Consider the following 17,591-nt stretch of genomic DNA (forward strand, 5'->3'; position numbering starts at 1 on the left):
ATCTTCCCCTGTTCGCCGGATCATGCTCCGGCGTGGACGAACGGCGCCCACACGGCGGGACGGCTCGGGTACGTCGTACGGACTGCTTGTACGGCGGTGTGGAGGGCGGTCGCGGGGTCGGTGGTGCGTTGGGCGGAGTAGTAGTGGTCGGCGACGGTGCGGGCGGTTTGGTCGCCGACCGGCCAGAGGGTGCCGATGACGTGGCTGAAGCCGGCCATCTGGAAGGCGCCGGTGATGTGGAGGGCCTCGTCGGCGAGGTCGCCGCGGGAGACGCTGGTGTCGCAGGCCGACAAGTAGGCGACCTCTGCGTCGTTGAGCCTGAGGCGGGCGAGGTCAGCGACGGTCAGCGGGTCGGAAGCGTGGTCCTGGAGGAGGAGTTGGCCGGTCGCGGCGTCGGCCGAGCTGACGGCGTGGCAGGCGAAGTGGGCCCAGCGGTGGTTCGGCAACGCGTCCAGCACTCGGCGGCGGGTTGCTTGGTCGTCGGCCAGTACGAGGGCGGCGGGGAAGCGGGTGCTGAGCTCGCTGGTTTCCTCGCGGACGCGGGGGAGTGGGGGTGTGCCGGGGGCGGCGGGGACACTGACGATCAGGGGTGAGCCTGGGGTGTCCGAGGTCGTACGGCGGGCGTCGGTGAGGCTGCGGACGGTCGGGGCGTACGACGAGATGACGCGGTCGAGGACGCTCGGGCCGTCGGGCGGGCCGGCTGCGTGGAGAGGGAGCGTGGTGAGTGGGCCGGTGGGGATCCACCACAGGCGGGGGAGGTCGGGCCCCGGCAGGTGCAGGCCCGCCGCGGCGAGCACTGGGTCGGTGACGACTTTCGCCAACCAGGTCAGGGTTTCCTGGACGGTTGCGTCGTCCCTCTGCAGGACCGCAGCCCGGAAGGCTTCGGCGCGGGCGGTGAGATCGGCGTGGTGCAACTCGGGGAGCTCGACGAGGGTGACTCGGCCGTCGGCGACGATCAGGGCGTCGCAGCGCAGGACGCTGGTGTTGACGATCGCCACCGGACCCTGGGCGCCGGCAGGCAGCAGTTCGTCGATGGTCGGTGGGCGGAGGAAGGTCTCGCAGCCTGCTTGCTGACGGATGGTCGCGAGGAGCTGGTCCCACTCGTCGGAGAGTGCGTGGCGGGCCTCGCCGGAGAGGTGATCGCCGGCGGGTTGGTCGAGGAAACCGGTAGCCGCTGGGCGGTCCAGAGCCGAGCGGAGATCCTCGAAACGGGCGGCCAGCGCGGGGTGGCGTTCGTGCAGGTCGGTGAGCTCGGTGCGGGTGTCGAGGGCCTGGCTGAGGAGGACGCCGCGGCCGGTTTCCAGGAGCTCCACGGCGCGGTCCGGGCGGCCGAGGGCGATCTCGCAGGCGGCGGCATGCCCGGCCAGGCCGGAGAAGCCGGCCAGCTGGTGCTCGCGGTCGGCGTACGGGAGGCGGCGTGGGGCGGTCTGGGGGAGCAGCTCGACGGCCAGCCGGAGCGATTCGGCGGCGCCCGCGATGTCGGCGTTGTTGCTTTGGGCAAGCAAGCTGAAGGCGGCGAGGGTGGCGGCCTCGATCCGGTTGTGGACCGTCGCGGTCGGGTCGGCGGCGAGCTGGCGGAGGACCGAGAGGGCGGCGGCGCCGGTCTTCCGGTCGTTGGTGATCTCGCTCTGGAACGCGAGGGCTGCGCCGTGCGAGAGCAGGGCCTCCGAGCGGCGGTAGCCGTCGGGACCGGCCGCGACGGCTTCGGCGGTCGCGGCGACGAAGTCGTCGAGCTGACGGCGCTGCTTGGACAGCCCGAGTCGCCCGGCCAGCCGTCCGGCAGCTCCCCGGCCCGCTCCCGCTCCGTCCGCCCCTGCGCTCCTCGTGCGGCGGAGGTCGGCGCGCAGCAGGCCCGACGTACGGACGAACTGCGCCTGCTTGATGCCGGTGAGGACCGACAGGCGTTCGACACGGTTGGGATGACCCGCTGGGGTTGTGGCGACGGCCTGCTCGGCGAGCGTCGTCGCCTCGGCGAGGTCCGCGGGGCTGTGGGTCGCGTGGTAGCGGGTGATCAGGAGCACCGCGAGGTTGGACTGGAAGCGCGGGTGCAGGAGCCGGTCGGGTGGGGTCGCGGCCAGTGTCGAGCGGGCGAGGTCGATCGCGCGGTCGAGGACGGCGGGGTCGCGGGAGTGCGTCGACAGGTACTGGCGACGTAACGCTTCGGCGAGGTTCGCACCGGCGAAGGCGCGGGCGTCGCTGCGCGGGCGGGCGGTGTCGAGGGCTTCCTGGAAGACGGTGATCGCCTCGGCCAGAGCCGACGAGTCGCCGAGTTGGAGATGCCGGGAGAGCAAGCCCTCGCCGAGGTTGGACAGGCGGTTCGGGCGGCGCTTGTCGTCGAGGTCGGTGGCTGCCAAGGCGTTGCGGACGGCGGTGATCGAGTCCGTGAGGTCCTGCTCGGCGCCGGTGAGCCGCCAGCGGAAGCGCAGCGCGCCCGCGAGGTTGGACTCGAAGGCCGGGCGCACACCGAAGGCGAACGCGGCAGGCACGCCCTCGTCGAGCTGAGCGGTGGCCTCCCGGAAGAGCCCGATCGCCCGATCCGCCTCGTCGACCCGACCGGATCGCTCAGCCTGCGACCAGTACGACGTACCGAGCCCGTTCAGTGCAGCGCTCCGGGTGTCCGCCTCGTCCGCAAGCTCCAGCGCCTGCTCGAACGCGCTGACAGCTGCGGACAGATCGGCCACCCGCCCACCGGTCTCGTACGCCGCGTGCAGCCGTTCCGCCTCACCCAGGAGCTGGGTCACCACCATCCGCTGGAGGAAGTCGTTCACCGGCGCGCGTGGTCGGTGCAGTCGGCCGGAGTGTGCGGATCCCCGTTGCCGACGTGGACCTCGGCCATCCACGACGGCCCGCCGAGCATCAGCGGCATCGCACCGAAGGGCGTGTCGATCGACGGCGGCCGCCCGAACGCGGGGCACGGCAGCATCCCGCTCCGGACCGTCGACTCGTACTCGCGGTTGATCCGCTCGATCCGCCCGTCGTCGAGCCCGATCGCGGTCTCCAGCCGGTCGACCGCGATCAGGACGGCGCAGTGCGGGCACGCGTCACCGGCGACGTTGCCGCCGGTGATCCGGAACTGCTGCTTGCGGTCACCGCTCGGTGCCTCCCACTTCACCGAGACGGTGCCGCCGGCCTCGTACATCAGGTACAGGTGGGTGAGGTCGCGGCGGGACGCGATACCCGCCGCCATCGCGTCCGCGAGTCCCCACTTGCTGACCTTCTTCGGTCCGAACAACCCCACCGGCTCCCCCTCAGAAGTTCTTCTTCACCTGGTCGATGATCGTGAACGCGGCCAGCGCCCCGAAGGCCAGGAACGCGAAGGCCAGGACCGCGGTGCGCACCGCGCTGATCCGGATCGGGGCCGGCAGCGCGCGCGAGTTCATCCACCACAGCAGCCCGGAGTACACGAACATCATCGTGCCCGCCGTACAGGCCGAGATCACCAGCAGCACCAGCGGCTGGTCCAGCCCGGCCAGCAACACGATGATGCCGAAGGCAACCAGACCCCAGACCAGCCAGAAGTACAGCTTGGACTCGGTCACCTTGGACTCGCGCAGGTAGCGGGCCTTGATCATGTCCGAGGCCAGCCGCGAGGTGTAGTCGACGATGCCGGCCGCGGCCGCGAACAGGCTGAACGCGCCGATCGCCCAGAACAGGTAGCCGAACCAGCCGCCGACCAGCGACTGCAGGTTGACGCCCTCGATCTTCAGGAAGCTGATGTTGTTCTTCACCGACGCGTCACCGAACAGCGTGGCGTGCGCGAGCATCGACGTGAACATGATCGTCAGCACGGTGATCAGCACGAAGGTGAGCGCCTGCTCGAGGTTCGCGAACTTCCACCAGCGCTTCCAGCGGGCCAGGTTCTGCTCGTCGGGCGGGAAGGTGTAGCCGTTGGCGTTCGGGTCGGCTTCCTTCTCACCGGTCACCGGCGAGGTCAGCCGCGGGACGTGCACGCCCATCCCGAAACCCTTGTCGCGGATCCAGTTGCTCTGGCACAGGTTCTGGCCGCCGCCGGCCCCGGCGTACGCGATCGCGCCCATCATCAGCGCGAAGCCGAGCTGGTCGACCGGGAACTGCGGGTTGGTGACCGCGTCGCCGAGCGCGCTGTAGGTCTTGCCGCGGATCGCGAAGATCAGCGCCAGGACGACGAGCAGGGCGACCGCCGCGATCTTGACGAAGATCAACCGTTCCAGCATCACGTAGACGACCGGCGCGAGGGTGAGGATCAGGCCGATCACGACCAGGATGCCGATCGCGATCCAGCGCGGGTCACCGGCGCCGAAGAGATAGGTCAGCATCGACGCCGAGCTGGTGGCCCAGCCCGGCCAGAGGTTCGCGAAGTACGTCATGATCGCGAAGAACAGGCCCCAGTGCTTGCCGTACCGGTTGAAGCCGGTCAGCGCGGTCTCGCCGGTGGCCAGCGTGTAGCGCTCGATCTCCATGTTCAGGAACCACTGGATCGCGACGCCGACGACCGCGCCCCAGAGGAAGACCAGGCCGACCTGCGACGAGATGTACGGCCACAGGATGAACTCGCCGGACGCCAGTCCGACCCCGGCGCCGACCATGCCCGGTCCGACGATCCGCCAGGTGTTCGACGGCGGCTCGGGCAGGTCGCGGACCTGCGGCGCGGGCAGGTTCTTGGTGGGCAGGTTGAAACGGTGCGGTGTTGACCTGGTGTCTGCCATGGGCTCCTCGCTCCCGGTCGACCCCCGTTCACCGGACAGTAGCGAAGGTTGGGCGCACGGGCGACCCGACACCGCCGAGCGGTCCGATCGGCGCGACGGGCGGTCGCTCGGCTGTCCGGTACCGGTCAGGGAGGCAGGTCGGCAGCGTCGCTCAGGGCGGCCGGTCCGGTGTTGCTCAGGGCCGGCCGGTGCCCGGTACGTCGACGCGCAGCGTGACGATCTCGCCGGTGCGCGGCCCGTTGGTCAGCCGGTCGAGGTTGTCGGTGATGCTGTCGCCCGGCCGCCACTCGGCGCGCAGGATGCAGAGCGTGCGGCGATCGTCCCCGCCCAGCGCGATCGCGAACGGCGCCTTGTCCTCCGACAGCTCGACCAGCTGCAACACCTCACCACCTTCAGCGACCCGTACGACGTCGGACCCTCCGGTCGCGACCCAGATCGCGCCCTCGACGTCCTGGCAGATCCCATCCGGCCCGAGCCCGTCCGCGAACACCCGCCGGTTCCCGAGCCCGCCGTCGGCCGCGATGTCGAACGCGGTCAGCCGCCCGGCGAACGACTCCGAGATCACCAGGGTGGAGCCGTCCGGCGAGATCACCATCCCGTTCGGAAACTGGATGTCCTGCGCAACTTCCCTGACCTCACCCGCGGGCGTCACCAACTTGATGTACCCCGGCTTCGGCGCCTCCCCACCGGCGAAGTCGAAGTCCGCCCCGTTCACGTAGGCGTTGCCCCGCGCATCGACCACGATCTCGTTCGCCTGCTGCTCGGCGTACGTCGCGAAGCTCCCGTCCCCCTGCTGCCGGCGCAACCGATCACCCGTCGTGAGCAGCGTCCCGTCCGGCAGCCAGTCGATCGACCAGCCCATCAACCGCTCACTCGCCGCCGGCCACCGCTCAGCCGTCCCGTCCGGCGCGACCGCGACGATCTCCTGCGCGATCCAGTTCGCGAACCACAACCGCCCGTCGTGCCACCGCGGAGACTCCGGAATCCCCAGCCCACTCAGCAAGACCTCCATGACCGCCACCTCGTTCTCGTTGGTTTACTCCCTACACGAACGGCAACCGCCTAGATCGACACTCAGCCGCGATCACCCCTTCAGGTGTTGATCGTGACGCCGTGCCATGCCAAGTGAGCGCGAAGGACGTCGTGACCTCGGGTGAAGTCCCACTGTTCGGCGATCATCCCCGCGGCTCTGGCGCCGTCCACGTTGGAGGCAGTGTCGTCGATGAACAGGACCGTGTGGGGGTCGGCGCCGATCTGGTGCGCCGCCCGGGTGAAGAACTCGGGATCGGGCTTGGCGACACCGAGGTCGTAGGAGTAGCAGCTCACGTCGAACAGGTCGTCGTACCCGAGCACTGTCCGCATGTGGGCGCCCCGGTAGCACTCCTGGTTCGTCGCGAGGTGAACGCCGTAGCCGTGCCGCCGCAACGCTCCGACGATCTCGATCGACTCCTCGATCACCACGATGTTCGTCCAGACGGCGGCGTACACCTCGGCGGCAGGAGTGCGTACGCCGTACTCGCGCAACGTGGCCGCGAGGACCGGCAGATAGTCGCCGTGCCCGGCAAGCATCGGCAGTTCGTCGTTCCACGTCCGGTGCAGGAATTCACGAGCCCGCGCTCCGACGTACGGCTCCATCGCTGCGTACCAGCCGCCGGGGAGATCCTGCAGGACCCCGTCGGCATCCAGCAGCACATGGCGGATCCCGGACTCGCTCATAGGTCAGGTCGGCCCCTTCGTTCAGCTCCGCAAGTACATCCGCGGTACGACGCGTGGCTGCTCCGCGCGTTCGACGAGCAGTGTCAGCGCGTCGTCGGTTCTGCCCGGGACCAGCTCGATCCCGATCACGCGGACCGGCTGGCGGTTGTAGGTGAACAGCGTCGTCCCAGCGGCCACCACTCCGCCGTACAGGCGGCCGGCTACCAGCAACCCGCCTCGCGAGGGCAGGTCGAAGACGTCCTCGACGAGGAAGATCGCCGGGCCGTCCTTCGCGTCCTCGGGGGACCAGCCCGGCGGGTACTTGCGCGGGAAGCCGGGTTCCTCGCCCACCGCGTGGGCGATGCCGACCAGCTCGTAGTTGCCGCACCGGCGGCAGAAGAAGCCGTCGCCGAACTTCACGCCGTCCTCGCTGCCGTACATGTCTCGCAGGCACTCGTGTGACTGCTCGAGGCCGCAGCACGGGTCGGACCCGCCGTGCGCGTAGCACGCCACCGCATCCCGGACCGGGCACGAGTATGCGTAGCCGCAGCAGTACTTCATGCCCGGAAGTTATCCACCCGCCAGGTCACGAGCTTCGCGGCAGGCGGCGTTGCCAGTTGAGGGGGCCGATGGCGATGCGTTGGGTGGAGGAGCCGTTCCACTCGACGGGGAGGTGGTGGGCCAGGAGAGTCGTGCGGATCTGTTCGCCTACGGCTTGGTCCTGCTCGGCTACGCGGCCCTTTTCGGGGTCGAGGGTGCCGTAGGCGAGGAACAGGTGGGCAGGGTCGTCGGCCAGGCGCTCGGCGTCCTGCTGGTGGAAGAAGACGTAGCCGCTGGAGGGGCGGTCGGTGGGGCGTTCGTCGTCGATCTCGGTGACGCCGCAGGTCTGGCAGCAGGTGAAGTTCATCCGGGCGACGACGCCGTTCGCGTCGAGCTCGGCGAAGGCGGCGGCGACGCGGTCGGCGTCGGTGTGGGAGGGCCAGTTCGCCTCGTCGGCGAGCCGGCTGTTCCAGACGTTGTCGACGAGGGCTTCGAGCTGCTGGTCGTCGACCGGCATCTCGTCGTCGTCGCGGAACTCGCGCGCGTACTCGAGCACCTCGGCGCGGGTGAGGAAGCCGGGACGGACCCAGAGCTCGACCTGCTCGCGGAGGTCCTCGACCGCCTGCTGCCCGTCGACCGGTGAGGCAGCGGGCTGGGCCGACGCGCTCTGCGGCACGGCGGGGGCGTTCGCGGGCACGGCGTTCGCGGGCACGGCGTTCGCGGGCGCGGCCGCAGCGTCCGCGGGCGCGTCCTCAGCCGGCCGGCGCTTGAACTTGTCGAAGATCCCCACGTCCGAAGCCTAGGCCCTCCACCTCGTCGTACCGCCGCAATGCCAACTCAGCCAGCCGCGGATCAGCCCCCAACGGCCGACTCGCCCGCCCAGCGATCGCCACGACCCGGTCAGCGAAGTACCCAGGTGCCAGCAAGTACGTCGCCACCGCCACCCGCCCGCTCACCCGCGCGAGCACCGAGGCCAGCCGCTCCCCAGCCCCCGACACATACCCCACCTCCACCGGCACTCCCAGCACCAACGAAAGCTCCGCAGCGACCACCGAACAATCCGCCAACGCCCGCGGATCCGAAGACCCCGCAGCCGCCAGCACCACCCGATCAGCCGCCGGTAACTCCCGCACCCGATCAGCCAGGATCTCCGCCAGCACCACATCCGGCCCCAACGCCCCAGCCGCCGCCACCGCCCCCGGATACCGCGCAACCTCTCCCGCAACATCCCGGCACACGTGATACCCCGAGCTCAGCAGCAACGGCACCACCACAGCCCGAGCCCCGTCACCCACCACCCGATCAACCACCCCGGACAGCGCCGGATGATCCACATCCACGAACCCCAACGACACCGGCACCCCCGTCCGCTGCCCAGCGATCTCCCGCACGAGGTCGTGCACAACCCGAATCCCGCGCCGATCCGCCGTCCCGTGCGCCGCCGCCACCAGGTCGCTCATCCGAGCCTCCGCCCGTACGCCGTACCGCTCGCCGCCGCCACCAGATCGCTCATCCCGTACGCCGTACCGCTCGGCGTCGGCACCAGATCGCTCACCCCGTACGCCGTACCGTGCGCCGCCGCCACGGGATCGCTCATCCCGTACGCCGTACCGTGCGCCGCCGCCACGGGATCGCTCATCCCGTACGCCGTACCGTGCGCCGCCACCAGGTCGCTCACGCCGGCCCCACCGCCAACCGATACCCCCGCCGCACGACGGTCCGCACCAGCTCCGGCCGCCCAACAGCAGTCCGCAGCCGGTTCACCGTCACCTCCACCGCGTGCACGTCCTCCGCCCCCGGAAGCACCGCCAGCAGATCCGGCCGCGACACCACATCCCCACCCGCTTCGACCAGCGCCGACAGCACCGCCCGAGGCCCCGGCCCCAGCGGCAGCACCACGCCGTCGAGCACCGCGGCCCCACCGCGAATCACCAGCGGCCCGAAGCTCGTCTCGATCGACCGCGCGTTCGCGTCGGTCAGCCGATCGGTGACGCTCCGGATCAACGCCCCCAATCGATACCGATCCGGCACCAGCGGCTCCAACCCGAGCGCCACGAACGGCGCCGCCGTCACCGGCCCGACGCACCCGTTCAGCACCCGCCCGCTCCGCAGCATCCGCAGCAACGCGTCGTACTGCCCCAGCTCGGCCGCCGCATCCAGCAGCGCCTGCGCAGCCGGCGCCGAGGTGTGGACGATCGCATCCACACCCCCGCCGACGATCTGCCCGATCAGCCGCTCGACAGCCACCGGATCCGGCGCCGGCCCCCACCGGTACACCTCCAACCCCCGCACCGAAGCCCCGGCCTGCCGCAGCTCGTCCTGCAGCCCGGGCTCCGACAGCCCATGCAGCTGTACGACGATCTTGCGCCCCTCGACGCCCTGCTCGCGCAGCCACTCGACCACCTCGGCGGTCGTTTCCGACCGCGCCGACCAGTGCTCCACCAGCCCCGCGGCCCGGATCGCCCCGCGCGCCTTCGGCCCCCGCGCCAGGATCCGGGACTGCTCCAGCGTCCCGAGCAGATCGGCCGCGAGCCCGGCGGTGTCCGCCGCCTCGACCCAGCCGCGGAACCCCACGGCGGTCGTCACCACGACGTCGTCCGGCGGGTTCGCGATCACCCGCCGGGTCGCCTCGATCAGCGCCTGGTCGTCGGGCGCCGGCACGATCTGCAGCGTCGGCGCGTGCAGCACCTTCGCCCCGCGCCGCTCGAACGACGCGATCAGGTCGTCGGCCCGCCGGTGCGCGGTCACCGCCACCGTGCACCCGCTGAGCGGCCCCGGCTTGGCCTTCACCGAGCCCCACCAGCAGCCGGCGCCGCACCAGCCCCGGCCGCACCAGCAGTTGGCCCCGCACCAAGCCCGGCCTCGCCCAGCCCGTCCGGCCCGGCCCCATCCCGCCCGGGCTCACCCGCCCCGACCCCGCCCAGCCTGGCCTCACCCAGCGCGGCGCCGCCCATCCCGGCCTCGGCCAGCGCGGCGCCGCCCATCCCGGCCTCGCCCAGCCCGGCCGCAGCCGCCCCCACCAGCACCAGCCCGTCGCGCACCTCCACGGCGTACGCCGTCACCCCCACCCCCGGGTCGTCCAGACACACCCCCGTCCGCAGGTCGAAGACCTGCTTGAACATCGGTGACGCCACCGTCGGCACGTCGCCGCGGCTGCCGACGATCCCGCGGGACAGCACGTTGGCGCCGCTGAACGGGTCCTGGTTGCCCAGGGCAAACACCTCGCCGGTGTGGGTGCGGAACAGCGCGATCTGGCGCCCGTCCAGCAGCGCGGCGACGCCGCGTTCGGGCAGCAGTTCGTCGTACGAGCAGACCATCATCATCGGCGTACCTCCAGTCGGGGGCCGGCCAGCAGCACCGGCTCCAGTTTGCCTCGCTCGGCCGGCGTCGCCGGCCGGGGCTGGCTGCGTTCGACCACGTACCGCAGATCGGCGTCCGGCTGGTCCGGCGCATTCACGAACGACACGAACCGGGCCAGCTTCGCCGGGTCGTCGAGCGTCGCGCGCCACTCGTCGACGTAGGAGTCGACGTGCGCGGCCATCGCCGCGTCGAGATCGGCCGCGATCCCCAGACTGTCCTCCAGTACGACGGACCGCACGTGCTCCAGCCCGCCGTCGATCTCCTGCATCCAGACGGCCGTGCGTTGCAGCCGGTCGCCGGTCCGGATGTAGTACATCAGGAACCGGTCGATGGCCTGCAGCAACTGTTCGTCGGTGAGATCGGAGGCGAGCAGTTGTGCGTGCCGGGGTGTCATGCCCCCGTTGCCGCCGACGTACAGGTTCCAGCCGGACTCGGTCGCGATGACGCCCACGTCCTTGCCGCGCGCCTCCGCGCACTCCCGCGCGCACCCGGAGACGCCGAGCTTGAGCTTGTGCGGCGACCGCAGCCCGCGGTAGCGCAGTTCCAGCGCGATCGCCATCCCGACCGAGTCCTGGACGCCGTACCGGCACCAGGTCGACCCGACGCACGACTTCACGGTCCGCAGCGCCTTGCCGTAGGCGTGCCCGGACTCGAACCCGGCGTCGACGAGCCGGGCCCAGATCGCCGGCAGCTGCTCGATCCGAGCACCGAACAGGTCGACCCGCTGCCCGCCGGTGATCTTGGTGTAGAGCCCGAAGTCGCGGGCGACCTCACCGATCGCGATCAGCCCTTCGGGGGTGACCTCGCCGCCGGGGATCCGCGGGACGACCGAGTAGGTGCCGTCCTTCTGGATGTTGGCCATCACGTGGTCGTTGGTGTCCTGCAGCGTCGCGCGTTCGCCGTCCAGCACGTGGCTGCCCGGGTCGAGGCTGGCCAGGATCGACGCGACGACGGGTTTGCAGATGTCGCAGCCGCGGCCGCTGCCGTGCCGGTCGACGATCTCGCTGAACGTGCGCAGCCCGGTCACCCGGACGACGTCGAACAGCTCGGCGCGGGACAGCGCGAAGTGCTCGCAGAGCGCCTTGCCGACCTCGACACCGGCCGCGGCGAGCTCGGTGTTCAGCAGGTTCTTCACGATCGGCAGGCAGGACCCGCAGCTCGTGCCGGCCTTCGTCCGGGCGCACAGCGCCTTCAGGTCGCCGCAGCCCTCGTCCCGGACCGCGCAGCGAATGGTGCCCGCGGCAACGTTGTTGCAGGAGCAGACCGGCGCGTCGTCGGGCAGCTCCAGCTTGACCGGCTGCGCACCTTCGGGCAGCAGGTACGACGCCGGGTCGGCGCCGAGCTCGCGGCCGACCATCGGCCGCAGCGCGGCGTACGCCGACGCGTCGCCGACCAGGATCCCGCCGAGCAGCGTGCGCGCGTCGTCGGACAGCACGAGCTTCTTGTAGACGCCCGCGACCGGGTCGGCGTACACGATGTCGAGCGCGCCCTCAGTGGTCGCGAACGCGTCACCGAAGCTCGCGACGTCGACCCCGAGCAGCTTCAGCTTGGTCGAGGAGTCGGCGCCCGGGAACGTCGCCGCGCCCCCGAGCAGCCGGTCGGCGACGATCTCGGCCATCGCGTAGCCGGGGGCAACCAATCCCCACACCCGGCCCTCGATGCACGCGACCTCGCCGATCGCCCAGACGCCCGGCACCGACGTCCGGCACGAGTCGTCGACGACGACCCCACCACGTTCTCCCACCGCGAGTCCAGCAGCCCGCGCCAGCTCGTCCCGAGGCCGTACGCCGGTCGCGAACACCACCACGTCGGCCGGCAGGTCCGGACCGTCGGCAACAGCCATCGCCCGCGCGGAACCCTGCGAGGTGGTCTTCACCCGCGTCACCTGCGTCGCGGTCTGCACCCCGACATCCAGCCCGCGGATCAACCGGGCGAGCGCGGCGCCGCCACCTTCGTCCACCTGCAGAGGCATCAACCGAGGAGCGAACTCGACAACCTCTGTAGAGGCACCAAGCGCACGCAGAGCTCCGGCTGCTTCGAGCCCGAGCAGACCACCACCGACGACAACACCGTGAACCTGCTCGCGTTCCGTCCGCAACCTCTCGACGTACGTCCGCAACGCCGCCACATCATCGATCGTCCGGTAGACGAAGCACCCCTGCGCATCACTGTTCTTCACCGGCGGCACGAACGCACTCGACCCGGTCGCCAGCACCAGCTCGTCGTACGCGACCACCTCACCCCGCGTCGTCCGCACGGTCTTCCCCGCGACATCGAGCGCAGCAACAGCAACGCCTTTCCGCAGCGTCACCGCAGGGTCGTCCCACAGCTCCGCCTCGCCCAGACTCAGATCCTGCGGATCCCGCCCGGAGAAATAGCTGGTCAGCGCCACCCGGTCGTACGGCAGCCGCGGCTCCTCCGCGAGCACAGTGACCTTCCACTCGACCCCGCTGTCCCGCGACCGCAGCGCCTCGACCAGCCGGTGCGCGACCATGCCGCCACCGACGACCACCAGGTGTTTCGCCTGCTCGAGCTCTTTCATCGTTACCCTCCTGGTCGGGCTCTCCGCGGTCTCCCCGCGCCGAAGCCGCTCGAGAAGCTCACCCACCGCGCCGGTGCAACTGCCGCACCCGGTGGTCGCTCTGGTCCGTGCCGCGATGCCGTCGACGCTGTCGGCACCGTCCTTCCACGCCGCCTCGATGACGGCCCGCGTCACCCCGTTGCACCGGCACACCGGCGCCTTCCGCCGCGGCGCTTCCGTTGCCTCCAGCAACATCTCCGGGACGACGGCCGTCCGCCGGTCCGCCAGCAGCACCAGCTCGGCCGCGACCTCCGGCGCGTTCACCGCCACCGCCGCCCGAACGACGCCGTCGACCAGCACCGCCCGCACGTACCGCCCGTCATCCGCAAGCTGTACGACGACGGGCGCGCTCTCGCCGCCCGCCACTCGGCTGTCGTCCCCGAGCACCAGCACGTCCAGCCCGCCGGCGGTCAGCCGCAATACCTCCGGCGCCAACTCCCGCGCCGGCCGCCCGTCCAGCACGTCCGCCAGCACCTGAGCCTGATCCCAGGCCGCCCCCACGGTCCCGGACACCACCCCGTCGACCTCAGCGCAATCCCCGATCGCATGCACCACCGGATCCGCGGTCATCAGCGACGCATCAACAGCAATTCCACCCGCGGCCCCGATCGCCAACCCAGCGGCCGCAGCCAGCTCCACCCGCGGCTGCACGCCGCAAGCGGTCACCAACAGATCCCCGAACACCACCTGCCCACTCGCCAGCTGCAGCGCCCGGAACCGCCCGTCCCGCGTCTCGGTCGCCTGCACCCGCGCCTGCAGCACCACCTCGATCCCCAGCCGCCGCACCATCCGCGTGACCAAGCGCCCCGCCGTACCGGGCACCAGCAACGTCTCGCCGTCGTGCACCAGCGTCACCGCCGCACCACGCTCGCGCAGCGCACAAGCCGTCTCGACCCCCAGCACCCCACCGCCCAGCACCACAGCCCGCCGGGCCCCAGCCGCCTCCTCGACCACCCGCCGGGCATCCGTTGCCGTCCGCAACCCGTACCCACCGACCGCCGCAGCTCCGGTCGCAAACACCAGCCGGTCGTACGAGTGCTCAGCACCAGCGCTGTCCACCACGACCCGAGCACCCCGGTCCACCCGCACAGCAGCCGCGTACGCCCCACCGGTCACCAGCTCAGCCCGCCCAGCGACGTACTCGGTCAACCGATGCCGCTGGTAGTACGGCTCGTCCCCCAGCAGCGTCACCTCGTGCGACCCCAGCAGCTCAGCCAGCCGAGTCCCCGCCATCCCAGCGCCGACGATCACCACCCTCATGCCGACACCTCCGCCCGGCCGACCGCAGTCGCCTCCACCGCACACGCCTTGAACTCAGGCATCCGCGACACCGGGTCGAGCGCGTCGTTGGTCAGCTCGTTCACCCCGGGGAAGTGGAACGGCACGAAGATCGTGTCCGGCCGTACGTCGAGCGTCACCCGCGCCGGACACACCAGCGATCCCCGCGCAGTCCGCAACCGCAGCAGTCCGCCGTCGACGACCCCCAGCGCAGCAGCCACCCGCGGATGGACCTCCGCGAACACCTCCGGCTCCGCCTCCAGCAACTCCGGCACCCGCCGCGTCTGCGCCCCGCTCTGGTAGTGCTGCAGCAGCCGCCCGGTGATCAGGTAGAGCGGTGCGTCCCCGCGCAGGTCGTCCGCCACCGGTTGGTGGTCGACGGCGACGATACGAGCGCGGCCGTCCCGCGTACCGAAGCGCTCACCGAACAGGCGCGGCGTCCCCGGGTGCCCCTGATCAGGCACCGGCCAGTACAACGCCTCGCCGGCGTCCAGCCGCTCCCACGAGATCCCCGAGTAGTCCGCAACTCCACCAGCACTGGCCAGCCGCAGCTCCTCGAACACCTCCTCAGGCTCCACAGGAAACGCAGCAGAGCAGCCCAACCGCTCAGCCAACCCAGCGAACACCGCCAGGTCACTCCGCACGTCACCCGGCGCCTCAACAGCAGCCCGCCGCCGCAGCACCCGCCCCTCCAGCGACGTCATGGTGCCGTCCTCCTCGGCCCACTGCGTGACCGGGAACACCACGTCCGCCAGCAACGCCGTCTCGGACGGTACGACGTCGGCAACGACCAGCAGGTCCAGCGACGCCAGCCGCTCCCGCACCGACGCCAGCCGCGGAGCAGACACCAGCAGGTTGCTCCCGTGCACCAGCAACGCCCGCGGCCCGCCAGCAGTCCCCAGCGCGTTGATCAGCTCAACAGCACTCTTCCCAGCGCCCGGCAACGACGAGGGCTCGACACCCCACACCCCAGCCACATGCTCCCGAGCAGCAGGATCAGCAATGCTCCGGTAGCCCGGCAGCTGATCCGCCTTCTGCCCGTGCTCCCGCCCGCCCTGCCCATTGCCCTGCCCGGTGATGCAGCCGTAGCCGCTACCAACCCGCCCAGGCAGGCCAAGCGCCAGCGCCAGGTTGATGCAGGCCGTGACCGTGTCAGTGCCCTTGCTGTGCTGCTCAGCCCCACGCCCGGTCAGCACGAACGCCCCAGCGCCACCGTGCATGGGCGCAGCAGCAGCCAGCACCCGCGCCGCCTGCCGAATCACCCCAGCCGGTACGCCGGTCACCCGCTCGGCCCGCTCCGGCCACCAAGCCGCTGTCGACCGGTAGAGCCCCTCCGGGTCGTCGGTCCGCTCAGTCAGGTACGCCGTATCCGCCAGCCCCTCCTGCAGTACGACGTGAGTCAGCGCCAGTACCAGCGCCAGATCCGTACCAGGGGTCGCCTGCAGATGCAGCGCGCCATCGAGCTGAGCAGTAGCCGACCGCCGCGGGTCCACCACCAGCAGCCCACCCGCCTCCCGTGCAGCCTCCAGGTGCGCCACCGCCGGCGGCATTGTGTCGGCCAGGTTGCTCCCCACCAGCAGGATCGCCGCAGCACCACCCAGATCCGTCAGCGGGAACGGCAGGCCCCGGTCCACGCCGAGCGACCGGTTCGTCGCGGCAGCCGCCGACGACATGCAGAACCGCCCGTTGTAGTCCACGTTCGCGGTCCGCAGCGCAACCCGCGCGAACTTGCCCAGCGCGTACGCCTTCTCGTTCGTCAGCCCACCACCACCGAACACCGCCACCGAGTCGTTCCCGTACGCCGACTGCAGCGCCCTGATCCGCTCGGCGACGACATCCAGCGCGTGGTCCCAGCTCGTCTCGACCAGTACGCCGTCCACCCGCACCAGCGGCGTCGTCAGCCGGTCCGGCGTCGTCAGAACCGAGGCCGAGGTCCAGCCCTTCCGGCACAGCCCGCCACGGTTGGTGGGAAACGCCCGCGGCGTGACAGTCACCGGCGCCGGCGACAGCGTCATGGCGCACTGCAGCGCGCAGTACGGGCAGTGGGTGGCCGTCACACGCGCACCCCGCTGAGCGGTCCGCCCTTGCGCAGGTAGCACGCGTACGTGACCAGCAGGCAGACGACGTAGAAGCCGCAGAAGCAGTACAGCGCCGGGACCAGCGAGCCGTACGCTCCGCTCGACATCGCGAATCCGCGCGGCACCAGGAACCCGCCGTACGCGCCGACCGCGGAGGCGATCCCGATGCACGCCGCCGCCTCGCGCCGGGCCCGGACCAGGTCGACACTCCCATCGACGTCCCGCGTCGTCGAACGGAACACCGCCGGGATCATCCGGTACGTCGAACCGTTGCCCGCGCCGCTGGCCACGAACAGCACCAGGAAGCTGACCAGGAACCCGGCGAAGCTCCCGGCGTTCAGCGCGACGACCGCGGACAGGATGCCGGCGCCCATCACCACGAACGCCGCCACGGTCACCCGGGCGCCGCCGACCACGTCGGCGAGCTTGCCGCCGAACGGCCGCGACACCGACCCGACCAGCGCGCCGAGGAAGGCCAGCTGCACGCCCGCGACCTCGGGGAACGTTGTCTTGATCAGCAGCGGGAAGGCCGCCGAGAACCCGATGAACGAGCCGAACGTCCCGATGTAGAGGAACGAGATCACCCAGGTGTGCGGCCGTTTCGCGGCCGCGACCGAGGCCCGGAACGACGACGTCGCGGCGGACAGGTTGTCCATCACCTTCCAGCCCAGCACCACCGCGAGCACGATCAGCGGCAGCCAGATCAGCCCGGCCCGCTCCAGCGAAAGTCCCGCGCCGATCACGATCACCGCTGGTACGACGAGCTGCACGACCGCGACGCCGAGGTTGCCGCCGGCGGCGTTCAGTCCGAGCGCGAAGCCCTTGTCCCGCTCGGGGAAGAAGAAGGAGATGTTGGTCATCGAGCTGGCGAAGTTGCCGCCGCCTGCGCCCGCTGTGGCGGCGACCAGCGCGAGGACCCAGAACGGCGTGTCCGGTTTGCTCACGAAGTACGCGAGACCGCAGGTCGGGATCAGCAGCAGCAACGCCGAGACGATCGTCCAGTTCCGCCCGCCGAACTTCGGCACGGCGAACGTGTACGGCAGCCGCAGCGTCGCGCCGACCAGACTGGGCAGCGCGACCAGCCAGAACATCTGGTCGGTGCTGTAGCCGAACCCGGCGGCCGGCAGCGACACCACGACGATGCTCCACAACTGCCACACCGAGAAGCCGAGGAACTCCGCGAAGATCGACGGCCACAGGTTGCGCCGCGCGACCCGGCGGCCCTTCGCGGCCCAGAACGCGGCGTCCTCCGGGTCCCAGACGTCGATCCAGCGCCCCCGCCGCGGCGCCTCGACGGTCCCGACCACGCCCGTTCCTTCTGCCGCGCCGACCGTGTCCGGCCCTGCCTCGAGCGTCATGGTTCGTCTCCGATCG

At 71.1% G+C, this 17,591-nt stretch carries 14 protein-coding genes; all 14 read right to left on the reverse strand.

Translation table 11 applies throughout. The annotated features are described in order from the left end of the window. Positions 1 to 20: 20 nt before the first annotated feature. Positions 21 to 2,768 carry a CHAT domain-containing protein gene (locus ACZ6Z4_RS05365; protein WP_465558390.1) on the reverse strand — a complete coding sequence of 916 codons (2,748 nt, stop codon included), beginning with the start codon at positions 2,766 to 2,768 and terminating at the stop codon, positions 21 to 23. After that, positions 2,765 to 3,238, reverse strand: coding sequence for a hypothetical protein (locus tag ACZ6Z4_RS05370; RefSeq protein WP_363666312.1), 474 nt, complete (start codon positions 3,236 to 3,238; stop codon positions 2,765 to 2,767). The genes ACZ6Z4_RS05365 and ACZ6Z4_RS05370 overlap by 4 nt, the downstream gene beginning before the upstream one ends. Before the next feature lie 10 nt (positions 3,239 to 3,248). After that, positions 3,249 to 4,685 (reverse strand): Nramp family divalent metal transporter, encoded by a 1,437-nt coding sequence (locus ACZ6Z4_RS05375; RefSeq protein ID WP_465558393.1) that lies wholly within the window; start codon positions 4,683 to 4,685, stop codon positions 3,249 to 3,251. Positions 4,686 to 4,860: 175 nt separating this feature from the next. Beyond that, positions 4,861 to 5,697 (reverse strand): SMP-30/gluconolactonase/LRE family protein, encoded by an 837-nt coding sequence (locus ACZ6Z4_RS05380; RefSeq protein WP_465558395.1) that lies wholly within the window; start codon positions 5,695 to 5,697, stop codon positions 4,861 to 4,863. 80 nt (positions 5,698 to 5,777) lie between these two features. Beyond that, positions 5,778 to 6,401: an HAD family hydrolase gene (locus ACZ6Z4_RS05385; RefSeq protein WP_465558397.1), complete on the reverse strand. Its 624-nt coding sequence runs from the start codon at positions 6,399 to 6,401 to the stop codon at positions 5,778 to 5,780. A gap of 21 nt (positions 6,402 to 6,422) precedes the next feature. Further along, entirely contained in the window at positions 6,423 to 6,941 is a 519-nt protein-coding gene (locus ACZ6Z4_RS05390) for a hypothetical protein (RefSeq protein ID WP_465558399.1), read from the reverse strand. 25 nt (positions 6,942 to 6,966) lie between these two features. Then, positions 6,967 to 7,710, reverse strand: a complete 744-nt coding sequence (locus ACZ6Z4_RS05395) for a DUF6891 domain-containing protein (protein ID WP_465558401.1) — start codon at positions 7,708 to 7,710, stop codon at positions 6,967 to 6,969. After that, positions 7,673 to 8,380, reverse strand: coding sequence for a sirohydrochlorin chelatase (locus ACZ6Z4_RS05400; RefSeq protein ID WP_465558403.1), 708 nt, complete (start codon positions 8,378 to 8,380; stop codon positions 7,673 to 7,675). Before ACZ6Z4_RS05400 ends, ACZ6Z4_RS05395 begins: the two co-directional genes overlap by 38 nt. Continuing rightward, entirely contained in the window at positions 8,377 to 8,598 is a 222-nt protein-coding gene (locus ACZ6Z4_RS05405) for a hypothetical protein (RefSeq protein WP_465558405.1), read from the reverse strand. The genes ACZ6Z4_RS05400 and ACZ6Z4_RS05405 overlap by 4 nt, the downstream gene beginning before the upstream one ends. After that, on the reverse strand, positions 8,595 to 9,710 hold the full coding sequence (locus tag ACZ6Z4_RS05410; RefSeq protein ID WP_465558407.1) for a uroporphyrinogen-III synthase: 1,116 nt from the start codon (positions 9,708 to 9,710) through the stop codon (positions 8,595 to 8,597). The genes ACZ6Z4_RS05405 and ACZ6Z4_RS05410 overlap by 4 nt, the downstream gene beginning before the upstream one ends. Then, positions 9,707 to 10,243, reverse strand: coding sequence for a nitrite reductase small subunit NirD (gene nirD / locus ACZ6Z4_RS05415; RefSeq protein ID WP_465558409.1), 537 nt, complete (start codon positions 10,241 to 10,243; stop codon positions 9,707 to 9,709). Before nirD ends, ACZ6Z4_RS05410 begins: the two co-directional genes overlap by 4 nt. Beyond that, entirely contained in the window at positions 10,240 to 14,121 is a 3,882-nt protein-coding gene (gene nirB / locus ACZ6Z4_RS05420) for a nitrite reductase large subunit NirB (RefSeq protein WP_465558411.1), read from the reverse strand. The genes nirD and nirB overlap by 4 nt, the downstream gene beginning before the upstream one ends. Beyond that, positions 14,118 to 16,196 carry a molybdopterin oxidoreductase family protein gene (locus ACZ6Z4_RS05425; RefSeq protein ID WP_465558413.1) on the reverse strand — a complete coding sequence of 693 codons (2,079 nt, stop codon included), beginning with the start codon at positions 16,194 to 16,196 and terminating at the stop codon, positions 14,118 to 14,120. The genes nirB and ACZ6Z4_RS05425 overlap by 4 nt, the downstream gene beginning before the upstream one ends. After that, positions 16,193 to 17,575: an MFS transporter gene (locus tag ACZ6Z4_RS05430; protein ID WP_465558415.1), complete on the reverse strand. Its 1,383-nt coding sequence runs from the start codon at positions 17,573 to 17,575 to the stop codon at positions 16,193 to 16,195. The genes ACZ6Z4_RS05425 and ACZ6Z4_RS05430 overlap by 4 nt, the downstream gene beginning before the upstream one ends. Positions 17,576 to 17,591: the final 16 nt, after the last annotated feature.

It is taken from the genome of Kribbella sp. NPDC104740 (assembly GCF_055583505.1).

What these genes read in the sequence shown, in the direction of transcription:
- ACZ6Z4_RS05375 (WP_465558393.1), bottom strand. Translation starts at nt 4,685, where the DNA reads ATGGCAGACACCAGGTCAACACCGCACCGTTTCAACCTGCCCACCAAG.
- ACZ6Z4_RS05380 (WP_465558395.1), bottom strand. Translation starts at nt 5,697, where the DNA reads ATGGAGGTCTTGCTGAGTGGGCTGGGGATTCCGGAGTCTCCGCGGTGG.
- ACZ6Z4_RS05385 (WP_465558397.1), bottom strand. Translation starts at nt 6,401, where the DNA reads ATGAGCGAGTCCGGGATCCGCCATGTGCTGCTGGATGCCGACGGGGTC.
- ACZ6Z4_RS05390 (WP_465558399.1), bottom strand. Translation starts at nt 6,941, where the DNA reads ATGAAGTACTGCTGCGGCTACGCATACTCGTGCCCGGTCCGGGATGCG.
- ACZ6Z4_RS05400 (WP_465558403.1), bottom strand. Translation starts at nt 8,380, where the DNA reads ATGAGCGACCTGGTGGCGGCGGCGCACGGGACGGCGGATCGGCGCGGG.
- nirD (WP_465558409.1), bottom strand. Translation starts at nt 10,243, where the DNA reads ATGATGATGGTCTGCTCGTACGACGAACTGCTGCCCGAACGCGGCGTC.
- nirB (WP_465558411.1), bottom strand. Translation starts at nt 14,121, where the DNA reads ATGAGGGTGGTGATCGTCGGCGCTGGGATGGCGGGGACTCGGCTGGCT.
- ACZ6Z4_RS05430 (WP_465558415.1), bottom strand. Translation starts at nt 17,575, where the DNA reads ATGACGCTCGAGGCAGGGCCGGACACGGTCGGCGCGGCAGAAGGAACG.